This window comes from Pseudomonas mucidolens (assembly GCF_900106045.1).
Lineage (GTDB): Bacteria > Pseudomonadota > Gammaproteobacteria > Pseudomonadales > Pseudomonadaceae > Aquipseudomonas > Aquipseudomonas mucidolens.
On record NZ_LT629802.1, the window covers coordinates 4,270,108 to 4,289,331 of the forward strand.

At 62.3% G+C, this 19,224-nt stretch carries 21 protein-coding genes; all 21 read left to right on the forward strand.

Annotated features, from left to right (window positions below):
* Positions 1 to 24 precede the first annotated feature (24 nt).
* The 21 genes from cbiE (at position 25) to BLU75_RS19800 (ending at position 19,215) form a co-directional block, all read left to right on the forward strand.
* Positions 25 to 1,230, forward strand: a complete 1,206-nt coding sequence (gene cbiE / locus BLU75_RS19700) for a precorrin-6y C5,15-methyltransferase (decarboxylating) subunit CbiE (protein ID WP_084380933.1) — start codon at positions 25 to 27, stop codon at positions 1,228 to 1,230.
* Positions 1,227 to 1,946: a cobalt-precorrin-6A reductase gene (locus tag BLU75_RS19705; RefSeq protein WP_084380932.1), complete on the forward strand. Its 720-nt coding sequence runs from the start codon at positions 1,227 to 1,229 to the stop codon at positions 1,944 to 1,946. Before cbiE ends, BLU75_RS19705 begins: the two co-directional genes overlap by 4 nt.
* Positions 1,947 to 2,206: 260 nt before the next feature.
* A complete protein-coding gene (locus BLU75_RS27965; RefSeq protein WP_231982687.1) occupies positions 2,207 to 2,410 on the forward strand; it encodes an addiction module antidote protein in 204 nt (67 codons plus the stop codon).
* Positions 2,411 to 2,507: 97 nt separating this feature from the next.
* The gene (locus tag BLU75_RS19715) at positions 2,508 to 2,903 is read left to right on the forward strand and encodes a DUF2946 domain-containing protein (protein ID WP_084380930.1); all 396 of its coding nucleotides are present in this window, start codon (positions 2,508 to 2,510) and stop codon (positions 2,901 to 2,903) included.
* Between the two features lie 45 nt (positions 2,904 to 2,948).
* Positions 2,949 to 3,431, forward strand: a complete 483-nt coding sequence (locus BLU75_RS19720; RefSeq protein WP_090221540.1) for a copper chaperone PCu(A)C — start codon at positions 2,949 to 2,951, stop codon at positions 3,429 to 3,431.
* 21 nt (positions 3,432 to 3,452) lie between these two features.
* A complete protein-coding gene (locus tag BLU75_RS19725; protein WP_084380928.1) occupies positions 3,453 to 3,875 on the forward strand; it encodes a DUF2946 domain-containing protein in 423 nt (140 codons plus the stop codon).
* Between the two features lie 93 nt (positions 3,876 to 3,968).
* Positions 3,969 to 6,044, forward strand: coding sequence for a TonB-dependent copper receptor (locus BLU75_RS19730; protein WP_084380927.1), 2,076 nt, complete (start codon positions 3,969 to 3,971; stop codon positions 6,042 to 6,044).
* A gap of 173 nt (positions 6,045 to 6,217) precedes the next feature.
* Positions 6,218 to 7,600, forward strand: coding sequence for a PepSY-associated TM helix domain-containing protein (locus BLU75_RS19735; protein WP_084380926.1), 1,383 nt, complete (start codon positions 6,218 to 6,220; stop codon positions 7,598 to 7,600).
* 229 nt (positions 7,601 to 7,829) lie between these two features.
* Positions 7,830 to 8,618 (forward strand): ABC transporter ATP-binding protein, encoded by a 789-nt coding sequence (locus BLU75_RS19740; protein ID WP_084380925.1) that lies wholly within the window; start codon positions 7,830 to 7,832, stop codon positions 8,616 to 8,618.
* Positions 8,615 to 9,562, forward strand: a complete 948-nt coding sequence (locus tag BLU75_RS19745) for an ABC transporter substrate-binding protein (protein WP_084380924.1) — start codon at positions 8,615 to 8,617, stop codon at positions 9,560 to 9,562. Before BLU75_RS19740 ends, BLU75_RS19745 begins: the two co-directional genes overlap by 4 nt.
* Entirely contained in the window at positions 9,559 to 10,569 is a 1,011-nt protein-coding gene (locus BLU75_RS19750) for a FecCD family ABC transporter permease (RefSeq protein WP_084380923.1), read from the forward strand. Before BLU75_RS19745 ends, BLU75_RS19750 begins: the two co-directional genes overlap by 4 nt.
* Before the next feature lie 184 nt (positions 10,570 to 10,753).
* Positions 10,754 to 12,016, forward strand: a complete 1,263-nt coding sequence (gene urtA / locus BLU75_RS19755; protein WP_084380922.1) for an urea ABC transporter substrate-binding protein — start codon at positions 10,754 to 10,756, stop codon at positions 12,014 to 12,016.
* Between the two features lie 284 nt (positions 12,017 to 12,300).
* Positions 12,301 to 13,803, forward strand: a complete 1,503-nt coding sequence (gene urtB / locus BLU75_RS19760) for an urea ABC transporter permease subunit UrtB (RefSeq protein WP_084380921.1) — start codon at positions 12,301 to 12,303, stop codon at positions 13,801 to 13,803.
* The gene (gene urtC, locus BLU75_RS19765; protein WP_084380920.1) at positions 13,803 to 14,882 is read left to right on the forward strand and encodes an urea ABC transporter permease subunit UrtC; all 1,080 of its coding nucleotides are present in this window, start codon (positions 13,803 to 13,805) and stop codon (positions 14,880 to 14,882) included. The genes urtB and urtC overlap by 1 nt, the downstream gene beginning before the upstream one ends.
* Entirely contained in the window at positions 14,879 to 15,739 is an 861-nt protein-coding gene (gene urtD, locus BLU75_RS19770; protein WP_084380919.1) for an urea ABC transporter ATP-binding protein UrtD, read from the forward strand. The genes urtC and urtD overlap by 4 nt, the downstream gene beginning before the upstream one ends.
* Positions 15,740 to 15,877: 138 nt before the next feature.
* On the forward strand, positions 15,878 to 16,576 hold the full coding sequence (gene urtE, locus BLU75_RS19775) for an urea ABC transporter ATP-binding subunit UrtE (RefSeq protein WP_084380918.1): 699 nt from the start codon (positions 15,878 to 15,880) through the stop codon (positions 16,574 to 16,576).
* A gap of 30 nt (positions 16,577 to 16,606) precedes the next feature.
* Positions 16,607 to 17,446, forward strand: coding sequence for an urease accessory protein UreD (locus BLU75_RS19780; protein ID WP_084380917.1), 840 nt, complete (start codon positions 16,607 to 16,609; stop codon positions 17,444 to 17,446).
* Positions 17,447 to 17,531: 85 nt separating this feature from the next.
* On the forward strand, positions 17,532 to 17,834 hold the full coding sequence (locus tag BLU75_RS19785) for an urease subunit gamma (RefSeq protein WP_084380916.1): 303 nt from the start codon (positions 17,532 to 17,534) through the stop codon (positions 17,832 to 17,834).
* 9 nt (positions 17,835 to 17,843) lie between these two features.
* Positions 17,844 to 18,374 carry a GNAT family N-acetyltransferase gene (locus tag BLU75_RS19790; RefSeq protein ID WP_084380915.1) on the forward strand — a complete coding sequence of 177 codons (531 nt, stop codon included), beginning with the start codon at positions 17,844 to 17,846 and terminating at the stop codon, positions 18,372 to 18,374.
* Between the two features lie 5 nt (positions 18,375 to 18,379).
* Positions 18,380 to 18,913, forward strand: a complete 534-nt coding sequence (locus tag BLU75_RS19795; RefSeq protein WP_084380914.1) for a GNAT family N-acetyltransferase — start codon at positions 18,380 to 18,382, stop codon at positions 18,911 to 18,913.
* Positions 18,910 to 19,215: an urease subunit beta gene (locus BLU75_RS19800; RefSeq protein ID WP_084380913.1), complete on the forward strand. Its 306-nt coding sequence runs from the start codon at positions 18,910 to 18,912 to the stop codon at positions 19,213 to 19,215. Before BLU75_RS19795 ends, BLU75_RS19800 begins: the two co-directional genes overlap by 4 nt.
* Positions 19,216 to 19,224 lie beyond the last annotated feature (9 nt).

Genomic DNA, 19,224 nt, shown 5'->3' on the forward strand with positions numbered 1-19,224 from the left:
TCGGATGTCGCTCAAGGAATCAATATGTCGCCCTGGCTCACGGTAGTAGGCATCGGTGAAGACGGCTTCAAGGGCCTGGGCAGAAATGCCCGGCATGCGCTGTTGCGCGCCTCGCGGATCATTGGCGGCCAGCGCCAGCTGGACTTGTTGCCGACGTGCATTCGCGGCGAACGCGAACTGTGGCCCAGCCCGTTTTCCCTGGAACCACTGCTGGCACGGCGTTTCGAGCCGCTGTGTGTATTGGCCAGCGGCGACCCGATGTTCTACGGCGTGGGCGTCAGCCTGGTGCGGCAAGTCGCGGCCGATGAGTTGCTGATCCTGCCGGCGCCCTCTTCCGTGTCGCTGGCGGCGGCGCGCCTGGGCTGGCCGTTGCAGGAGGTGGTGACGCTGTCCGTCGTTGCACGCCCACTGGCGGCGCTCAATGCGCATCTGTCCAGCGGCGTGCGGTTGCTGGTGCTCAGCAACGATGGCCAGAGCCCGGCCGCGATCGCTGGGTTGTTGCGCTCCAGAGGATTTGGCCCGAGTCGCTTGAGTGTGTTTGAGCACCTGGGCGGCGCCGCTGAGCGCCGCATCGATGGCGTCGCCGAGGCGTGGCAAGACCCGCCGATTGCTGCCTTGAACCTGGTAGCCATCGATTGCCTCGCGCCCCCCAACACTGCGCGCCTGTCGCGTCTGGCCGGGCTGCCGGACGCAGCGTTCAAACACGACGGGCAACTGACCAAGCGCGATGTGCGCGCCATGACGCTCGCGCGCCTCGCACCGACTCCCGGTGAATTGTTGTGGGACGTCGGCGCCGGCAGCGGCTCCATCGGTATCGAATGGATGCGCGCGCACCCCAGTTGCCGTGCCCTGGCGATTGAAGCCGACGAAGGTCGCCAGCAACTGATCGAACACAATCGCGATGCCCTCGGCGTACCCGGCCTGCAATTGATTCGCGGCAGTGCGCCCCAGGCCCTCGCGGGGCTTGAAGCGCCGGACGCGATCTTTATCGGTGGCGGTGTGACCCGCGACGGCGTGCTCGATACCTGCTGGCAACACCTGCGACCGGGCGGCCGGCTGGTGGCCAATGCGGTGACTCTGCAAAGCGAAATGACCTTGATGGACTGGCGCACCCGGCATGGCGGTGAGCTGACCCGCATCCATGTCGCCCAGGCCCAGCCGCTGGGCGAGTTCGACACCTGGCGCCAGGCGCTGCCCATCACCTTACTTGAGGTGATCAAGCCCGAATGAAACGCATCCTGCTGCTGGGCGGCGTCACCGAAGCCCTGGCCATCGCCCGCACCCTCGGCCCGCAACACATCTACAGCCTGGCCGGCGTCGGCCGCGTGCCCACCGACCTGACCTGCCAGGTGCGTGTTGGTGGCTACGGCGGTGTCGAGGGCCTGGCGCAATTTATCCGCGACAAAGGCATCGACCTGTTGCTCGACGCGACTCATCCCTACGCCGCACAAATCAGTGCCAACGCTGCCCGTGCGGCGCAGCTGTGCGCGATCCCCTGCTGGGCGCTGCGGCGGCCGGCATGGCAGCCGCAGGTCGCGGATGACTGGCGCGAAGTCAGCGACTGGGCCGGCTTGATGGAGGCGCTGAAACCCTTCAAGCGTCCGCTGTTCACCCTTGGCCGCGAGCCTCTGCAACACCTCGACGACATCCCCACCGAGCAGTTCTGGACCTTGCGCGCCCTGGATGTGTATCCCGGCAATGCCCGCTGCGAGGTGATCGGCGCCCGGGGGCCGTTTTTGCTCGAAGACGAGCGCGCCTTGTTCGAGCGGCGGCAGATTGACGTATTGATCAGCAAGAACAGCGGCAGCAGCGCCACCGAGCCCAAGCTCGAGGTAGCCCGCGAGCGTGGGTTGCCGGTGCTGGTGTTGCAGCGGCCGGTGTTGGCGGAGGTGGATCGGGAGTTTTTCACGGTCAAGGCAATCCTGGATGCGCTGTCCGAGCGTTGACAGCACTCAGTTGGGATTTATTCGAAGGAAGCCATTTCAGCGCTGGGCGTTCGATATCGCTGTGGATGGAAATCGATCCTGTGGCGAGGGGGCTTGCCCTCCGTTGGGCTGCGCAGCAGCCCCAATAAAGAAGAATGCGGCGTATCGGGGCACTCCTCGGCGGCTGGTTTGAGGGCTGCTGCGCAGCCCAACGGGGGACAAGCCCCCTCGCCACAAAAAGCGGTACTAGACGCTTAACTTGTTTCGATGCAGCAGAGCATCTGAAGCCCCCTGGAAATGGCTGCCTAGACGCCTGTTTCGAGGAAATTGCTCGAGCCCAAGGCATGACTCAAGTGGCGCGTAGCACAGGCCTGGGACGAGAAAGCCTATATAAAGCCCTCTCCAGTACTGGCAATCCCGAGTTCGCGACTATCATGAAGGTCATGAAAGCCCTTGGCCTGAAGTTACACGCCACGACACTCTGAAAGCACTGCGACACCAAACCACACCGGCACTTTTTACTTCTCCACCTCGATCAGGCTAAATACCCACCTGATCGTTTAACCCTACGGATTATCCGCCATGGCCCGTCAACGCTTTGCATTTGCCTGGATTGCCTGCCTTGCAGTGCTGTTCAACGCGTTTGCGATGCCGATGGCCGGGGCGATGCAGCACGGTAAGAACCCTGCTGACCCCTTACTCTGGGGCAGTTTCTGTTCGTCCAACGGCAGTCCGCTGGTGGCGATGTCCCTGGCCAAGCTGGACCTGTCGGAACCACAACAGGACGAACATTCCAACATGCAGCATTGCTGGTGCTGCTCGGGCTCGGCGCCGTTGGTGGCGCTGCCGGGGCATGTGCCGCAGTTGTATGTCACACGCCTTGACGTCGTGCCGGGCCTGCCGCCTCCATCGCTGCAATCCCCCACCCCGCGCCAGCAATGGCCAAGTCTGAATCCTCGCGCCTCTCCAACGGTTTGATCACTTCGCAATCGACCTGCGTCTGAATCGTTCTGGAGAACTGCCATGTTCAAATCTTCCCTGCTTCTGGCGGCATTGCTGCTGCCCGTTTTCAGTGCCGCGAATGCCGATGACTACACCGCCGGCGACCTGTTGGTCAGCGATCCCTGGTCACAGGAACTGCCGCCCAATGCGCCGACGGTTGCCGCCTACTTTGTGATTCACAACCAGGGCGAGACAGCAGACCGCCTGCTCAGCGTCGATACGCCAGTGGCGGAAAAAGCCGAGCTGCATGAGCACGTGATGCACGGCGACCTGATGAAAATGCAGCAGGTGCCTAGCGTGACCGTCCCGGCCGGCGGCGACCTGACCTTCGCTCCCATGGCCTACCACGTCATGTTGCTGGGCCTTAAAGACCGCACTGTGCTCAAGGATGGCCAGCAGTTCCCACTGACCCTGAACTTCGAAAAGGCTGGCCCGGTCGAGGTGAAGGTGTCGATACAAAAAGCGCCCTCGATGAACACCCACGAGCATCAGCACGCCCAGTAACCAAGCCGCCGTCTCCCGCTCATGGGTGCTCCAGCCAACAGCTCAGCCACACGTCGCCGCACGCCCTTGAGGCTTGCCCACGGCAGTTGGATCAGCCTGTTCGCCATGCTGATGATCTTTATCGGTCCGCTGATTTCCCAAGCGATGCCGATGAATCATCACGCCGGCATGTCCATGCAAATGTCCATGGACGACACTTGCCATGGCGCGTCCCAGCACCCTGTCGAACACCAGAAAGCCCCCGCCGCCGACCACGTGCTGTGGGAGAAATGCGGCTATTGCAGCCTGTTGTTCAGTTGCCCGGCCTTGCCCGGCAGCGTCTCGTTCGTGGCCCTTGGCGCCCCGCCGCCGGCCACGGCCCTGATCCCCGCACCGCGCCTGGGTCATGCCCGGCAGAGCATCTTCCCCGGCGCCCGCAGCCGCGCCCCTCCCGTCCTGTCGTAGGCAACTGATCAAAACAACTGCGCACGGCCGACTTAAAACAGACAGCCGCAGGCTGCTGGCCGTGTTGTTTACGACTGATTGATGGAATTTTTCATGTCCAGGTTTCCTGCTGACACCCGTATGGGATGTACCCCCGTGCTCGCCGTTTTGTGTGGCGCGCTGTTAACTCCCCACGTCCATGCCGACGAACACGCCGAACACACCAATGAACTGAGTCCGACGGTGATCACCGCCGTCGCCCCCAGCTCTCCGCTGACGGTTGTCACCAACCCCAAGGACCCGCGCCAACCGGTGCCGGCCAGCGATGGTGGCGATTACCTCAAGACCATTCCCGGCTTTGCCCTAGTGCGCAACGGCGGGACCAACGGCGACCCGGTGCTGCGCGGCATGTTCGGCTCGCGGCTGAATATCCTCACCAACGGCAGCATGATGCTCGGCGCCTGCCCTGGACGCATGGACGCGCCCACGTCGTACATTTCACCGGAGACCTACGACAAACTGACGGTGATCAAAGGCCCGCAAACCGTGCTGTGGGGCCCCGGCGCCTCGGCCGGCACGGTGCTGTTCGACCGCGAGCCGGAGCAGTTCGGCGAGTTGGGCACACGGCTCAACGCGAGCCTCCTGGCCGGCTCCAACGGGCGTTTCGACAAAGTGCTGGACGCCGCAGCCGGCGGTTCGTTGGGCTACATCCGGGTGATCGGTAACCAAGCCCACGCCGATGACTACAAGGATGGCAACAATGACAGCGTCGCCTCGCGCTACGACAAATGGAACGGTGACGTCGCCCTCGGTTGGACACCAGATGCCGACACCCTGCTGGAACTGACTGCCGGCCGTAGCGACGGCGAAGCCCGCTACGCCGGACGCGGCATGGACGGTTCGCAATTCCTGCGCGAAAGCCTCGGTCTGCGCTTTGAAAAATCCAACCTCGGCGAAGTGCTGGACAAGATCGAGGCGCAGGTCTACTACAACTACGCCGACCACGTGATGGACAACTACAGCCTGCGCACGCCGTCGGGCAGCGGGATGATGGCCGGGCCGATGGCCTCCAACGTCGACCGCCGCACCCTCGGTGCCCGGCTCAAGGCGACCTGGCGCTGGGCCGATGTGCAACTGATCGGCGGCATCGACGCGCAGACCAACGAACATCGCCAGCGCAGCAGCGCGGGCGTCGACACTTACAAGAGCCTGCCGCGCGACAAGGACGCTGACTTTCATAACTACGGCGTGTTTGGCGAACTGACCTGGTACGCCGCCGACAATCACCGACTGATCACTGGCGCCCGCCTGGATCGCGCCTCGGCCAAGGATTTCCGCCAGCGTACCGGCTCCGGGATGATGAGCCGCGCCAACCCCACAGCCGGCAACACCCGCGCCGACACATTGCCGTCCGGCTTCGTGCGTTATGAACACGACCTGGCCGACAGCCCGACCACGCTCTACGCCGGACTCGGCCACGCGCAGCGTTTCCCCGACTACTGGGAACTGTTCTCCCCCAAGAACGGGCCTGCGGGCTCGGTGAACGCCTTCGATTCGGTAAAGCCGGAAAAAACCACTCAACTGGATTTCGGTGTGCAATACAAGACCGCTGAACTGGAGGCCTGGGCTTCGGGTTATGTGGGCCAGGTGCGCGACTATATTTTGTTCAATTACACCCCAGGCATGATGGGCATGACCTCCCAGGCGCAGAACATCGACGCGCGGATCATGGGTGGTGAACTGGGCGCAGCCTACAAACTGACACCCAACTGGAAGGCCGACGCCACCCTGGCTTATGCCTGGGGCAAAAACAGCAGCGACGGCAAGGCCCTGCCACAGATGCCGCCGCTGGATGCACGGTTCGGCCTGAGCTACAGCGCAGACGACTGGAGCGCCGGCGCCTTGTGGCGCGTGGTTGCGGCGCAAAACCGCATCGACCAGAACAAGGGCAACGTGGTCGGCAAGGACTTCGACAAGAGCGGCGGCTTCGGCGTGTTCTCCCTGAACGCGGCGTACCGCATCAACCAGAACTTCAAGGTCAGTACCGGCATCGACAACCTGTTCGGCAAAGCCTACTCCGAGCACTTGAACCTGGCCGGCAACGCCGGGTTCGGCTATCCGGCCAATGACCCACAAGCCATCAACGAACCGGGGCGCACGCTCTGGACCAAAGTCGACATGAGTTTCTAAACGCGCCCTGTAGGAGCGAGGGGGGCGCCTAGCCCTTGCTCGCGAAAAATGCCAACGATAACGCAGCACATCTGGTTTAACGCTGCGCTCAGAAGTTCTTCGCGGGCAAGCCCGCTCCTACCAGTTTTAGGGTTAACCATTAGATCGATAACATGCCTTTTGCGGAGCACCCGATGAGTACTCAACGAATTTCTTTCTACAACCTGGCCTGGCGCTGGCATTTCTACGCCGGGCTGTTCGTCGCGCCCTTCATGGTGCTGCTGGCGGTGACCGGCATCATCTACCTGTTCAAGCCGCAACTCGACCCGCTGATGTACGGCGACCTGCTCAAGGTGCAGCCGGCCGCACAGGTATTGAGCGCCGACGAATTGCTGCAGCGGGCCAAGACCGCCTACCCCGAGGGCACGATCAGCAAATACCTGCCGCCGGTGGACGCCAGCCGCAGCGCGCAATTTGTCATGCAGAGTGCGGGTAACGAGCTGAACGTATTTGTCGACCCGTATCGCGGCACCGTGCTCGGCGAGCAGGACGCAAAAAACAACCTGCAAGCCATCGCACGCGCGCTGCATGGCGAGCTGATGATCGGCACCCTCGGCGATCGCCTGGTGGAACTGGCCGCGGGCTGGGGCGTGATGCTGGTGGTGTCGGGCCTGTATCTGTGGTGGCCGCGCGGCAAGTCGGCGGCCGGGATTTTATGGCCGCGCCTGGGCAGTCGCGGTCGCCTGTTCTGGCGTGACCTGCATGCCGTCACCGGGTTCTGGGGCGCCGCGTTCCTGCTGCTGATGCTCCTGAGCGGCATGACCTGGACCGGGTTTTGGGGCAAACAATACGCCGACCTGTGGAACCGCTTTCCGGCGGCGATGTGGAACGAAGTGCCGCAGTCTGACCGACAGGCCCGCAGCCTTAATACCGCCACACAACAAACCGTGCCCTGGGCTATGGAAAACACACCGATGCCGATGTCCGGCGAGCACGCCGAACACATGCAGCACGGCGGCAAGAGCCACGGCCCCGCCGCCCCGACCGTGAGCCTGCAACAACTGGTGGACCTGGCCAGCGCGCACCAGGTCGAGCCGGGCTACAGCATCACCTTCCCGACCACCGCCGAAGGGGTATTTACCCTCTCCGTATTTGCCGACGACCCGCGCAACGACGCCACGCTGCATGTCGATCAATACACCGGCAAAGTCCTCGCCGACGTGCGCTGGAAACACTACAACAACCTCGCCCGAGCCACCGAGTCCGGGGTGATGTTGCACGAAGGCAAGATGTTCGGCGTGATCAATCAGATCATCGTGCTGCTGGTTTGCCTGATGATTCTGCTGAGCGCCGTCAGCGGTGTGGTGATCTGGTGGAAGCGCCGGCCACAGGGTGGCCTGGGCGTTCCACCGCTGCGTCATGATCTACCGAAATGGAAAACCGCGATGGCGATCATGCTTGGCCTGGCGATCATTTTCCCGTTGGTGGGCTTGTCGCTGGTACTGGTGTGGGTAGTGGATCGCCTGGTGCTTTCACGACTGTTCGGCCAACGTGAATCCACCTCACCTTCCTCATGAGAGGGGCGAGATGCCCAACCTAGAGGTACTGTATAGTCTTGCGCGAGCTTTCAACCTCAGCGCAAGAAGTGTTAACTTATAACACTTAATGCAATGCCTACTCGCGCTGCATGACAGCGCCTCGGCGCTGACCTGGCCGTCAGCCAATACAATGACGGCCAACAGTGGAACCTGGGCCAGCCGCGCTCGTTCTTTGTCACCGCCGACTACACCTTCTGATGAGCGCTGCATGACCTCACTCACCCTCACTCACCTCGCCTGGTCCCCTTTGGGGCATGGCCACTGTCATCACCAGTTCCAACTGCGTGACGCCAGCCTGCAAGTGGGTGCGGGAGAGTTCGTCGGTTTGATCGGCCCCAATGGCAGCGGCAAGACCAGCCTGTTGCGCTGCGCCTACCGCTTCAGCAAACCGGAGCACGGTGAGGTGCTGCTCGAGCACCAGAACCTATGGAAACAATCTTCACGCTGGTGTGCCCAACGCATCGCCGTGGTGTTGCAGGAGTTTCCCGACGCCTTCGGCCTGCGGGTCGATGAAGTGGTTGCCATGGGTCGCACGCCCCATAAAGGTTTGTTCGACAGTGACAGCCTCGAAGACCGGCAACTGATCCAACAGGCCCTCGACTCGGTCGGCCTGCTGGGTTTTGAAGACCACGCGTTCGCGACCCTTTCGGGCGGTGAAAAACAGCGTGTGATCCTCGCCCGCGCCCTGGCGCAGCAACCCCGACTGCTGATCCTCGATGAGCCGACCAACCACCTCGATCCACGCTATCAGCTGGAACTCTTGAAGCTGGTCAAGCGCCTGAAAATCGGCACCCTCGCCAGCATCCACGACCTGAACCTGGCCGCCGCCTTCTGTGATCGCCTGTACGTGATCAACCACGGGCGCATCGTCGCCAGCGGCACGCCCCACGAGGTGTTGACCGCCGAACTGCTGCGCGACGTGTTTGGTGTCGAAGCGCTGATCGACACCCACCCATTGTCCGGCTACCCCCGAATCACCTGGATAACCCAATCATGATCCTGCGCTCCCTGCTGTGCCTCTCGCTGTTGTTCGGTGCGACCCAGGCGTTCGCCGAAGCCACGCATTACCCGCTGAAGATCCACAGCTGCAACCGCGTGGTGACCTTCAAAGAAGCCCCCACACACGCGGTCAGCCACGATATCAACATGACCCAGATGATGCTCGCCCTGGGGCTCAAGCCGCGCATGGTCGGCTACAGCGGCGTGACCGGCTGGAAAGCGGTCACCCCGCACATGGCACGGATCCTCGAAGGTTTGCCGGAGCTGGCCAGCAAGTACCCGTCGGTGGAAACCCTGCTCAATGCCAATGTCGACTTCTTCTTCGCCGGCTGGGACTACGGCATGCGCGTCGGTGGCGACCTTACGCCGCAAACCCTGCAGCCGCTGGGCATCAACGTCTACGAATTGACCGAGTCATGCGCCTTCGTCATGCAGCGTCCGGCGGCCACGCTGGAAGACACCTATAACGACCTGCGCAACCTGGGCAAGATTTTCGATGTGCAGGACCGCGCCAACGCACTGATCGCGCACATGCAGGAACAGGTGGCCGAGGTGCAAAAGACCCTGCCCGCCGAAAAACCCCGGGTATTCCTCTACGACAGCGGCGAAGACCGCGCCATGACATCAGGTCGCCTGGGCATGCCGCAAGCCCTGATCGATGCCGCCGGGGGACGCAATATCCTCGATGACGTGGACGCCAGCTGGACCCGGATCAACTGGGAAACCGTGGTGGAGCGCAATCCCCAGGTGATCGTGATCGTCGACTACAGCGAAATCACCGCCGAGCAGAAACAACAGTTCCTGCTCGACAACCCCGCGCTGCAATCGGTGGATGCGATCAAAAACCGACGCTTTATCGTCATCCCTTATGTGCAAGCCACACCGGGCATCGACAACGTGCTGGCGGTTGAAACCCTGGCCAAAGGATTCCACGGCGAATGATCAACCGGCGCTACGCTCTTCTGCTGAGTGTCCTTGGCGGCCTGTTGCTGGTCTCCTGCGTGGTCTCGCTGGGATTCGGCTCGGCACACGTGCCGGTGGACGTGGTGTGGCGGATCCTGTTGCACAAGGTGCTGGGTATTGGTGAGGTGAATTGGCCCGTCGGCCAGGAACATATCGTCTGGCTGATTCGTGTACCACGCATGCTGCTCGGTGCATTGGTCGGCGCCGGGCTGGCGCTGATCGGCGCGGTATTGCAGGCAGTGACACGCAATCCGCTGGCCGACCCGCACCTGCTGGGCGTGACCTCCGGCGCCACCCTGGGCGCGGTGATCGTGGTGCTGCATGTCGGTGAAATCATTGGTTTGCTGACCCTGCCGATTGCCGCCTTTATCGGCGCAATGCTCAGTATGCTGGTGGTGCTGGCGGTGGCCAGCCGCAATGGCCGCCTCGAAAGCGATCGTTTGCTGCTGTGCGGCGTGGCGGTGTCATTCGTGATGATGGCGGTGGCCAACCTGCTGCTGTTCATGGGCGATCATCGCGCGGCGTCGGCAGTGATGTTCTGGATGCTCGGCGGGCTGGGGCTCGCGCGCTGGGAACTGCTGGCGATTCCTACCGCCACGGTGTTGCTCGGGCTCGCGCTGCTATTGGGCATGGCGCGCCCGCTGAATGCCTTGATGGCCGGCGAGCAGACTGCCGTCACCCTGGGCCTGAATGCGCGCAATGTGCGGCTGAAGGTATTTCTGATCGCCTCGCTGATGACCGGCGTGCTGGTGTCCATCAGTGGCTCGATCGGTTTTGTCGGCTTGATGGTGCCGCACATTGCCCGGCGCCTGGTGGGCGCCGAACACCGGCGTTTGCTACCGGCGTGCGTGCTGCTGGGCAGCCTGTTCCTGGTGTGGGTGGATGTCGCCGCGCGCACCTTGATTGCTCCGGAAGACCTGCCGATCGGTGTCGCCACTGCCGCCATCGGCGGGCTGTTCTTTATCGGCTTGATGCGCAAGCGCTGATCCGCCCCGTTGTGGCGCACACGGGCGCACCAGCCGACCCGAGCTGCCAGCTCATGGTGCACAACGGGCGCCCGACAACAGACTAAACCACCATTTCATGCGTTTTGCCGACTAGGCACAGCGCTTGCAATCACCTCCTCGACTTGCCCCCTCATAACAATGTTGAGTTCGCGGAGATTGCACCATGAAGCGTCGTAGCTTGATCAAGGCTTTCACTGTGTCGGCATCCATTGCCGCCATGGGTTTGACCTGGACCGTCCAGGCCGCCGAGACCATCAAGGTCGGTATCCTGCACTCGCTGTCCGGGACCATGGCCATCTCCGAAACGTCGCTCAAAGACATGGCCCTGATGACCATCGACGAGATCAACGCCAAGAGCGGCGTGAACGGCAAGATGCTCGAACCGGTGGTCGTCGATCCGGCATCCAACTGGCCGCTGTTTGCCGAGAAAGGCCGGCAGTTGCTGACCCAGGACAAAGTCGCGGTGGTGTTCGGCTGCTGGACTTCGGTGTCACGCAAATCGGTGTTGCCGGTGTTCGAGGAACTCAACGGCCTGCTGTTCTACCCAGTGCAATACGAAGGCGAAGAGATGTCGCCCAACGTGTTCTATACCGGTGCGGCGCCCAACCAACAGGCGATCCCGGCCGTCGAATACCTGATGAGCGAAGAAGGCGGCAGCGCCAAGCGCTTCTTCCTGCTGGGGACTGACTATGTGTACCCCCGCACCACCAACAAGATTCTGCGCTCGTTCCTGCATTCCAAAGGCGTGGCCGACAAGGACATCGAAGAGGTCTACACCCCGTTCGGGCATAGCGATTACCAGACCATCGTCGCCAACATCAAAAAATTCTCCGCGGGTGGCAAGACCGCGGTGGTCTCCACCGTCAACGGCGACTCCAACGCGCCGTTCTATAAGGAACTGGCGAACCAAGGCCTGAAAGCGACCGACGTGCCTGTCGTCGCCTTCTCGGTGGGCGAAGAAGAACTGCGCGGTATCGACACCAAGCCACTGGTGGGCAACCTGGCCGCCTGGAACTACTTCCAGTCGGTGGAGAACCCGGTGAACACCAAGTTCGTCGCGGACTGGAAAGCCTACGCCAAGAAGCACAACTTGCCGGGCGCCGATAAAGCGGTGACCAACGACCCGATGGAAGCCACTTACGTCGGCATTCATATGTGGGCGCAAGCGGCGCAAAAAGCCAAGTCCACGGATGTCGACAAGGTGCGCGAAGCGCTCGGCGGCCAGACCTTCACCGCGCCGTCGGGCTACACCTTGACCATGGACAAGACCAACCACCACCTGCACAAGCCAGTGATGATTGGCGAAATTCAGTCTGACGGTCAGTTCTCGGTGGTCTGGCAAACCGAAGGGCCGATCCGTGCCCAGCCGTGGAGCCCTTACATCCCGGGGAATGACAAGAAGCCGGATCATGCGGTGAGCAATTGAGGCCACCCCTCACCCCAACCCTCTCCCCAGAGGGGAGAGGGAGCCGAGCGAAGTGTACCGAGACTTTCTGCGACCTGTGGCGACCGAGTTGATGATGGATTTAAAGACTTTCTGCGACGAGTGAAACCCATTTGATTACGGATTCAACACAAGACTTTCACGTCGCCGAATTTCTCCAGCATCCCCCGATCAGTCCCCTCGCCCCTTTGGGGAGAGGGCTAGGGTGAGGGGCCAATCCACAGCCGCCCCCAACCCATCGGCCCCCTCAGAACAGGACCACCCCAATGCCGACCGTCCTCCACCGCTTCATCCTCGCCGCGCTGCTCCTGCTGCCCCTGGCCGCACACGCCAGCGACGCCGAAGATTTCATCAACGCCAACCCGATGCAACAGGCCAAACTGTTGCAGACCTGGGCCGCGCAGCCCGACCCCGCGCGCATCGAACTGGCGGATGCCCTGCAACAAGGCCAGGTCAGCCTCAACGGTGAAACCCGAACCGTACGCTTGAACAACCGTTTACGCGGCTTGATCAACAACCTTCAAGCCAGTCAGCAACTGTTCGCCGCCGATCCCGAGGTGCGCCTCGCCGCCGCGCGGCAACTGCAAAAAAGCGCCACCCCGGCGCAACTGAAATTCCTCGACCAGCAACTCGCCAGCGAAACCGACGAGGACGTCCATACCGCCCTGAGCCTGGCCCTGGCCAACCTGCAACTGGTCGATCCCGACCCGGCGGTGCGTTTGGCGGCCGTACGTTTGCTCGGCGGCACTGGCGACCCATTGGCCCGCACCCGCCTGGAAGCCTTGCTCGCACCGGGCGTGGAAACCGACGCCCGCGTGCACACCGCCGCCGAAACCAGCCTGGCCCAGGTCGAGCGCAAACTGATGCTCGGCGAGATCCTCGGCCAGGCCTTCAGCGGCATGTCCCTGGGGTCGATCCTGCTGCTGGCGGCACTCGGCCTGGCGATCACCTTCGGCTTGCTCGGGGTGATCAACATGGCCCACGGCGAGATGCTGATGCTCGGCGCCTACGCCACTTATGTGGTGCAACTGCTGATGCAACGCTACGCCCCGCACGCCATCGAGTTCTACCCGCTGATTGCACTGCCGGTGGCGTTTTTTGTCACCGCCGCGATCGGCATGGCCCTGGAGCGCACAGTGATTCGTCACCTCTACGGCCGTCCGCTGGAAACCCTGCTCGCCACCTGGGGCATCAGCCTGATGTTGATCCAGCTGGTACGCTTGCTGTTCGGTGCGCAGAACGTGGAAGTGGCCAACCCGACCTGGCTGTCGGGCGGGATTCAAGTACTGCCGAACCTGGTATTGCCCTACAACCGCATCGTGATTATCGCCTTCGCCTTGTTTGTGGTGGTGCTGACCTGGCTGCTGCTGAACAAGACCCGCCTGGGCCTGAACGTGCGCGCGGTCACCCAGAACCGCAACATGGCGGCGTGCTGCGGCGTGCCCACCGGGCGCGTCGACATGCTCGCATTTGGCCTGGGCTCGGGCATTGCCGGGTTGGGCGGCGTGGCCTTGAGTCAGATCGGCAACGTCGGTCCGGACCTGGGCCAGAGCTACATCATCGACTCGTTCCTGGTGGTGGTACTCGGCGGTGTCGGCCAGTTGGCCGGCAGCGTCATGGCCGCGTTCGGCCTGGGCATCACCAACAAGATTCTTGAACCGCAGATCGGTGCCGTGCTCGGCAAGATCCTGATCCTCGCGCTGATCATTCTGTTTATCCAGAAACGCCCGCAAGGACTCTTCGCACTGAAAGGACGGGTAATCGACTGATGAACCAGCCATTGATGCTTACGGCCACACAGAAGGCCGGCCCGACAGTGACGATCGCCGTGGGCGCGGTACTCCTGATCCTGCTGCTGACCTTGCCACTGTTGTCACTCTTGCCGCCCGAGCATGCGCTGCATGTCTCGGCCTACACCCTGACGCTGGTGGGCAAGATTCTGTGCTACGCCATCGTCGCCCTGGCGCTGGACCTGGTCTGGGGTTACGCCGGGATGTTGTCTTTGGGGCATGGTCTGTTTTTCGCCCTCGGCGGTTATGCGATGGGCATGTACCTGATGCGCCAGGCCTCCGGCGATGAGCTGCCGGCGTTCATGACGTTTCTATCGTGGAGCGAATTGCCGTGGTACTGGGTCGGCACCCAGCACTTCCTCTGGGCGCTGTGCCTGGTGGTGTTGGCGCCGGGATTACTGGCATTGGTATTCGGTTTCTTTGCCTTCCGTTCAAGGATCAAGGGCGTGTACTTCTCGATCATGACCCAGGCCCTGACCTTCGCCGGGATGCTGCTGTTCTTTCGCAACGAGACCGGGTTTGGCGGCAACAACGGCTTTACCAACTTTCGCAGCATTCTCGGCTTTGGCATCACCGAACCGGGAACGCGGGCGGTGCTGTTTTTCGCCACGCTGCTGTTGCTGGTGACCAGCCTGTACATCGGCTGGCGCCTGGCGCAAAGCAAGTTCGGCCGCGTGCTGACCGCATTGCGTGATGCCGAGAATCGCCTGATGTTCTGCGGCTACGACCCGCGCGGCTTCAAGCTGTTTGTATGGGTCTTGAGCGCAGTGTTGTGCGGCTTGGCAGGCGCGCTGTATGTGCCGCAAGTCGGCATCATCAACCCCAGCGAAATGTCGCCGACCAACTCCATCGAAGCCGCCGTGTGGGTCGCGCTGGGCGGTCGTGGCACGCTGATCGGCCCGCTGCTCGGCGCCGGCGTGGTGAATGGCATGAAGAGCTGGTTCACCGTGGCCTTCCCGGAATACTGGCTGTTCTTTCTCGGGGCGCTGTTCATCATCGTCACCCTGTATCTGCCCAAGGGCATTATCGGTTTGCTGAAGAAAAGGGGCGAACAATGAGCGTCACGGCAACCGCTGAATTCATGCTCGAACCGATCATCGAGCCGAACCGTGACCAAGGCACCAGTCGCGACGCGATAGGCCTCGGCCAGGCCGCCGGCAAAGGGCTCAATACGCGTCACGGCACGATCCTGACCCTGGAAGACATCAGCGTCAGCTTCGACGGTTTCAAGGCGCTCAACGATCTGAACCTGTACATCGGCGTCGGCGAATTGCGCTGCATCATCGGCCCCAATGGCGCGGGCAAGACCACGCTGATGGACGTGATCACCGGCAAGACCCGTCCCAGCCACGGCAACGCCTGGTTTGGCGAAACCCTGGACCTGACCAGCATGAGCGAAGTGCAGATCGCCCAGGCCGGCATTGGCCGTAAGTTCCAGAAACCCACGGTATTCGAAGCCTTGAGCGTGTTCGAAAACCTGGAGCTGGCGCAGCACACTGACAAGTCGGTGTGGGCCAGCCTGCGCGCGCGCCTGAGCGGGGAGCAGCGAGCGCGTATCGACGAAGTATTGGACACCATCCGCCTGACCGAATCAGTGCAGCGCCCGGCGGGCTTGCTGTCCCACGGCCAGAAGCAATTCCTGGAAATCGGCATGTTGCTGATGCAGGACCCGCAACTGTTGCTGCTGGATGAACCGGTGGCCGGCATGACCGACGCCGAGACCGAGTTCACTGCCGAACTGTTCAAGCGCCTGGCGGGCAAGCACTCGCTGATGGTGGTGGAGCATGACATGGGGTTTGTCGGCTCGATTGCCGACCATGTGACAGTGTTGCACCAGGGCAGCGTGCTGGCGGAAGGATCGCTGGAGCAGGTGCAGGAAAACGAGCGCGTGATCGAGGTTTATCTCGGTCGCTGAGCTGGCTTGGCTTTTCTGTAGGAGCGAGCTTGCTCGCGAAGATCGTCAACGATAACCCAGCGCTTCAGGTAGCCCGTGGTGCCTGTGAGCTTTTCGCGAGCAAGCTCGCTCCTACAGGGGTTTGAGGAGGTTTTGAATATGCTGCAAGTCGACAAGCTGCATCAGTACTACGGCGGTAGCCACATCCTGCGCGGGCTGTCCTTTGACGTGAAGATCGGCGAAGTCACCTGCCTGCTGGGCCGTAACGGCGTGGGCAAGACCACCTTGCTCAAATGCCTGATGGGTCTGTTGCCGGCCAAGGAAGGCGCGGTGAATTGGGAGGGTAAGGCCATTACCGGTTTCAAGCCGCACCAGCGGGTTCAGGCGGGCATCGCCTATGTGCCACAGGGTCGCGAGATTTTTGGCCGCCTGAGCGTGGAAGAAAACCTGCTGATGGGCCTGTCACGCTTCCCCGGCTCCGAGGCCAAGCAAGTTCCGGGGTTTATCTACGAACTGTTCCCGGTACTGCTGCAAATGAAGCAGCGCCGGGGCGGCGACTTGTCGGGTGGTCAGCAACAACAGCTGGCCATCGGCCGTGCCTTGGCCAGTCGCCCACGCCTGCTGATTCTCGATGAACCCACCGAAGGCATTCAGCCGTCAGTGATCAAGGAGATTGGCGCAGTGATCAAGCAGCTCGCCGAACGCGGCGACATGGCGATTCTGCTGGTGGAGCAGTTCTACGATTTTGCCGCCGAACTGGCTGACCACTACCTGGTGATGTCGCGGGGTGAAATCGTCCAGCAAGGTCGTGGTGAAAACATGCAGGCCGAGGGTGTACGCGGCCTCGTAACGATCTAATCTGTGGCGTCCTGACGAAAAGCACTCAACATGAACCTGCCCGTTTCTCCTGCCCTGTTCACCCCCAACTGGCATGCCGAGCTGGAACTCGGCTACGCGCGGTTTGGCGAGTCCACGCGCCCGGTCCTACGCCGCCACAAGGGTCCGCTGCGGGTGCAAAAGCACCTGTACGCCGAAGGCCCCGAGGTGTGCCAGCACATCATCGTGCACCCGCCCGGCGGAATTGCCGGCGGTGATCGGCTGGACATCAGCGCGCACCTCGACCGGGGCGCCTGGGCTCAGTTGACCAGCCCGGGCGCAGCCAAGTGGTATCGCGCGGCAGGCCCGGCTTATCAGCAGGTGACATTGACCGTCAAAGCTGGCGCCACTCTGGAATGGTTGCCTCAGGAAACCATCGTGTTCAGTGCCGCCCAGGCCGAACTCACCACGCGCATCGAACTTGAAGGCGACGCCCGGCTGTTCTACTGGGACATCGTCGCGCTCGGCCGTCCTGCCAGCGGCGAGCGTTTCGACCTGGGGCATTTTCAGTCTCATCTGGATATCCGCCGTGACGGCCAGTTGCTCTGGCATGAGCGCCAACGCGTTATCGGCAACGACGCTTTGCTCGACTCGCCGATTGGCCTGGATGGGCAGCCGGTGTTTGCCACGTTACTGATGAGCGGTGAGATCGACAGCGAACTGCTCGAAAAATGTCGCTCGCTGCCCCACGCAGTGCGCGGCGACCTGAGCCAATTACCCGGTCTGCTGGTGGCGCGCTGCCTGGCCAGCGAAACACTCCTGGCACGGGGGTGGCTGATCGATCTGTGGCACCTGTTGCGCCCGGCCGTACTGGGTCGGGAAGCGCTATCACCGAGAATCTGGAGCACATGAAGATCCTCCTTTCTGTAGGCGTCCCCCTCGCTCCTACAGAGGTTGGCGTCGCCCATTTGAACTGTTTAACAAAGGACCTTGATCCATGGACCTGACCCCACGGGAAAAAGACAAGCTGCTGATCTTCACCGCCGGCCTGGTGGCCGAGCGCCGCTTGGCGCGCGGGGTGAAGCTCAACTACCCGGAGAGCATTGCCTACATTTCCTCGGCGCTGATGGAAGGCGCTCGCGACGGTCGCACCGTGGCCGACCTGATGCATTACGGCACCACCCTGCTCAGTCGCGAGCAAGTGATGCAAGGCATCCCTGAAATGATCCCGGATATTCAGGTCGAAGCCACCTTCCCCGACGGCACCAAACTGGTGACCGTCCACCAACCCATCGCCTGAGGCCCGACCATGTCCTTGCTGATTCGTGACGCGGTACACGGCGATCTGCCGGCAATCCGCGCTATCTATAACGATGCTGTGCTCAATACCACCGCAATCTGGAACGACCAACCGGTGGACCTGGAGAATCGCCAGACCTGGTTCAGTGCCCGCCAGGCACAGGCCTATCCGATCCTGGTGGCGGTCGATGACGATCAGGTGGTCGGCTACGCCTCATTCGGTGACTGGCGTCCGTTCGACGGCTTTCGTCATACCGTCGAACATTCGGTGTACGTGCGCAATGACCAGCGCGGCAAAGGCCTGGGCCCGCAACTGATGCAGGTGCTGATCGAGCGCGCCAGGGCCTGCGACAAACACGTCATGGTCGCGGCCATCGAGAGCGGCAACCAGGCATCGATTCGCCTGCATCAACGCCAGGGTTTCAGCATCACCGGGCAGATGCCCCAGGTGGGCACCAAGTTCGGCCGCTGGCTCGACCTGACCTTCATGCAACTGCTGCTTAACCCCGGCGAGCCGCCGCCTGCCGCCCACCAGGAGTGATGCCGATGAGCGCCGCCCATTTGCGTCGAGTGCATGCAGAGAGTTTTCTCCACTATCGCCAGGGCTTGATCGAGCTGCTGCTGGACGCCGTGAAGCACGGCGCATCAGTAGGTTTCATGGCCGACCTCGACGAGGTCCTGGCCCGTGCCTATTTCGACACGGTCCATAGCGCCCTCGAAGACGCCAGCCTGTTGTTATGGGTGGTGGTGCGCGATGAACAGGTGCTGGCCAGCGTCCAACTGGCGCTGTGCCAAAAAGCCAATGGCCTGAACCGCGCCGAGGTGCAGAAACTGCTGGTGCACAGCACGGCGCGCCGCCATGGCCTGGGCCAGCAATTGATGAGTACCCTGGAACTCGCCGCACGCCAGCACAAGCGCGGCCTGTTGTACCTGGACACCGAGGCCGGCTCTGGCGCCGAGGCCTTCTACCAGTCATTGCGCTACACCAAGATCGGCGAGCTGCCCGACTACTGCCAAAGCCCGGACGGACGCTACAGCCCGACCGCCATCTACTTCAAGACCTTGGGGCAACCTGCATGATTCCTGGCGAATATCGGATCCAGCCTGGCGAGATCGAACTCAATGCCGGCCGTCGCACCCTCAGCCTGAGCGTGGCCAACAGCGGCGACCGTCCGATCCAGGTCGGCTCGCATTACCACTTTTTCGAGACCAACGACGCGTTGATCTTTGATCGCGCCCTGAGCCGCGGCATGCGCCTGAATATTCCAGCGGGCACGGCGGTGCGGTTCGAGCCGGGGCAGCGTCGCGACGTCGAGCTGGTCGAACTGGCTGGATTGCGCCGGGTTTTCGGCTTTGCGGGACGCGTCATGGGCGACCTTTAGGGCCCCTTC

Excerpts from the sequence above, each read along its gene's own strand:
- BLU75_RS19715 (WP_084380930.1), top strand. The coding sequence starts at position 2,508 with ATGGCCCGTCAACGCTTTGCATTTGCCTGGATTGCCTGCCTTGCAGTG.
- urtB (WP_084380921.1), top strand. The coding sequence starts at position 12,301 with ATGCCGACCGTCCTCCACCGCTTCATCCTCGCCGCGCTGCTCCTGCTG.
- BLU75_RS19785 (WP_084380916.1), top strand. The coding sequence starts at position 17,532 with ATGGACCTGACCCCACGGGAAAAAGACAAGCTGCTGATCTTCACCGCC.
- BLU75_RS19725 (WP_084380928.1), top strand. The coding sequence starts at position 3,453 with ATGGGTGCTCCAGCCAACAGCTCAGCCACACGTCGCCGCACGCCCTTG.
- cbiE (WP_084380933.1), top strand. The coding sequence starts at position 25 with ATGTCGCCCTGGCTCACGGTAGTAGGCATCGGTGAAGACGGCTTCAAG.
- BLU75_RS19750 (WP_084380923.1), top strand. The coding sequence starts at position 9,559 with ATGATCAACCGGCGCTACGCTCTTCTGCTGAGTGTCCTTGGCGGCCTG.
- urtC (WP_084380920.1), top strand. The coding sequence starts at position 13,803 with ATGAACCAGCCATTGATGCTTACGGCCACACAGAAGGCCGGCCCGACA.
- BLU75_RS19795 (WP_084380914.1), top strand. The coding sequence starts at position 18,380 with ATGAGCGCCGCCCATTTGCGTCGAGTGCATGCAGAGAGTTTTCTCCAC.
- urtE (WP_084380918.1), top strand. The coding sequence starts at position 15,878 with ATGCTGCAAGTCGACAAGCTGCATCAGTACTACGGCGGTAGCCACATC.
- urtA (WP_084380922.1), top strand. The coding sequence starts at position 10,754 with ATGAAGCGTCGTAGCTTGATCAAGGCTTTCACTGTGTCGGCATCCATT.
- BLU75_RS19740 (WP_084380925.1), top strand. The coding sequence starts at position 7,830 with ATGACCTCACTCACCCTCACTCACCTCGCCTGGTCCCCTTTGGGGCAT.
- BLU75_RS19730 (WP_084380927.1), top strand. The coding sequence starts at position 3,969 with ATGTCCAGGTTTCCTGCTGACACCCGTATGGGATGTACCCCCGTGCTC.
- BLU75_RS19745 (WP_084380924.1), top strand. The coding sequence starts at position 8,615 with ATGATCCTGCGCTCCCTGCTGTGCCTCTCGCTGTTGTTCGGTGCGACC.
- urtD (WP_084380919.1), top strand. The coding sequence starts at position 14,879 with ATGAGCGTCACGGCAACCGCTGAATTCATGCTCGAACCGATCATCGAG.
- BLU75_RS19790 (WP_084380915.1), top strand. The coding sequence starts at position 17,844 with ATGTCCTTGCTGATTCGTGACGCGGTACACGGCGATCTGCCGGCAATC.
- BLU75_RS19735 (WP_084380926.1), top strand. The coding sequence starts at position 6,218 with ATGAGTACTCAACGAATTTCTTTCTACAACCTGGCCTGGCGCTGGCAT.
- BLU75_RS19780 (WP_084380917.1), top strand. The coding sequence starts at position 16,607 with ATGAACCTGCCCGTTTCTCCTGCCCTGTTCACCCCCAACTGGCATGCC.
- BLU75_RS19800 (WP_084380913.1), top strand. The coding sequence starts at position 18,910 with ATGATTCCTGGCGAATATCGGATCCAGCCTGGCGAGATCGAACTCAAT.
- BLU75_RS19705 (WP_084380932.1), top strand. The coding sequence starts at position 1,227 with ATGAAACGCATCCTGCTGCTGGGCGGCGTCACCGAAGCCCTGGCCATC.
- BLU75_RS19720 (WP_090221540.1), top strand. The coding sequence starts at position 2,949 with ATGTTCAAATCTTCCCTGCTTCTGGCGGCATTGCTGCTGCCCGTTTTC.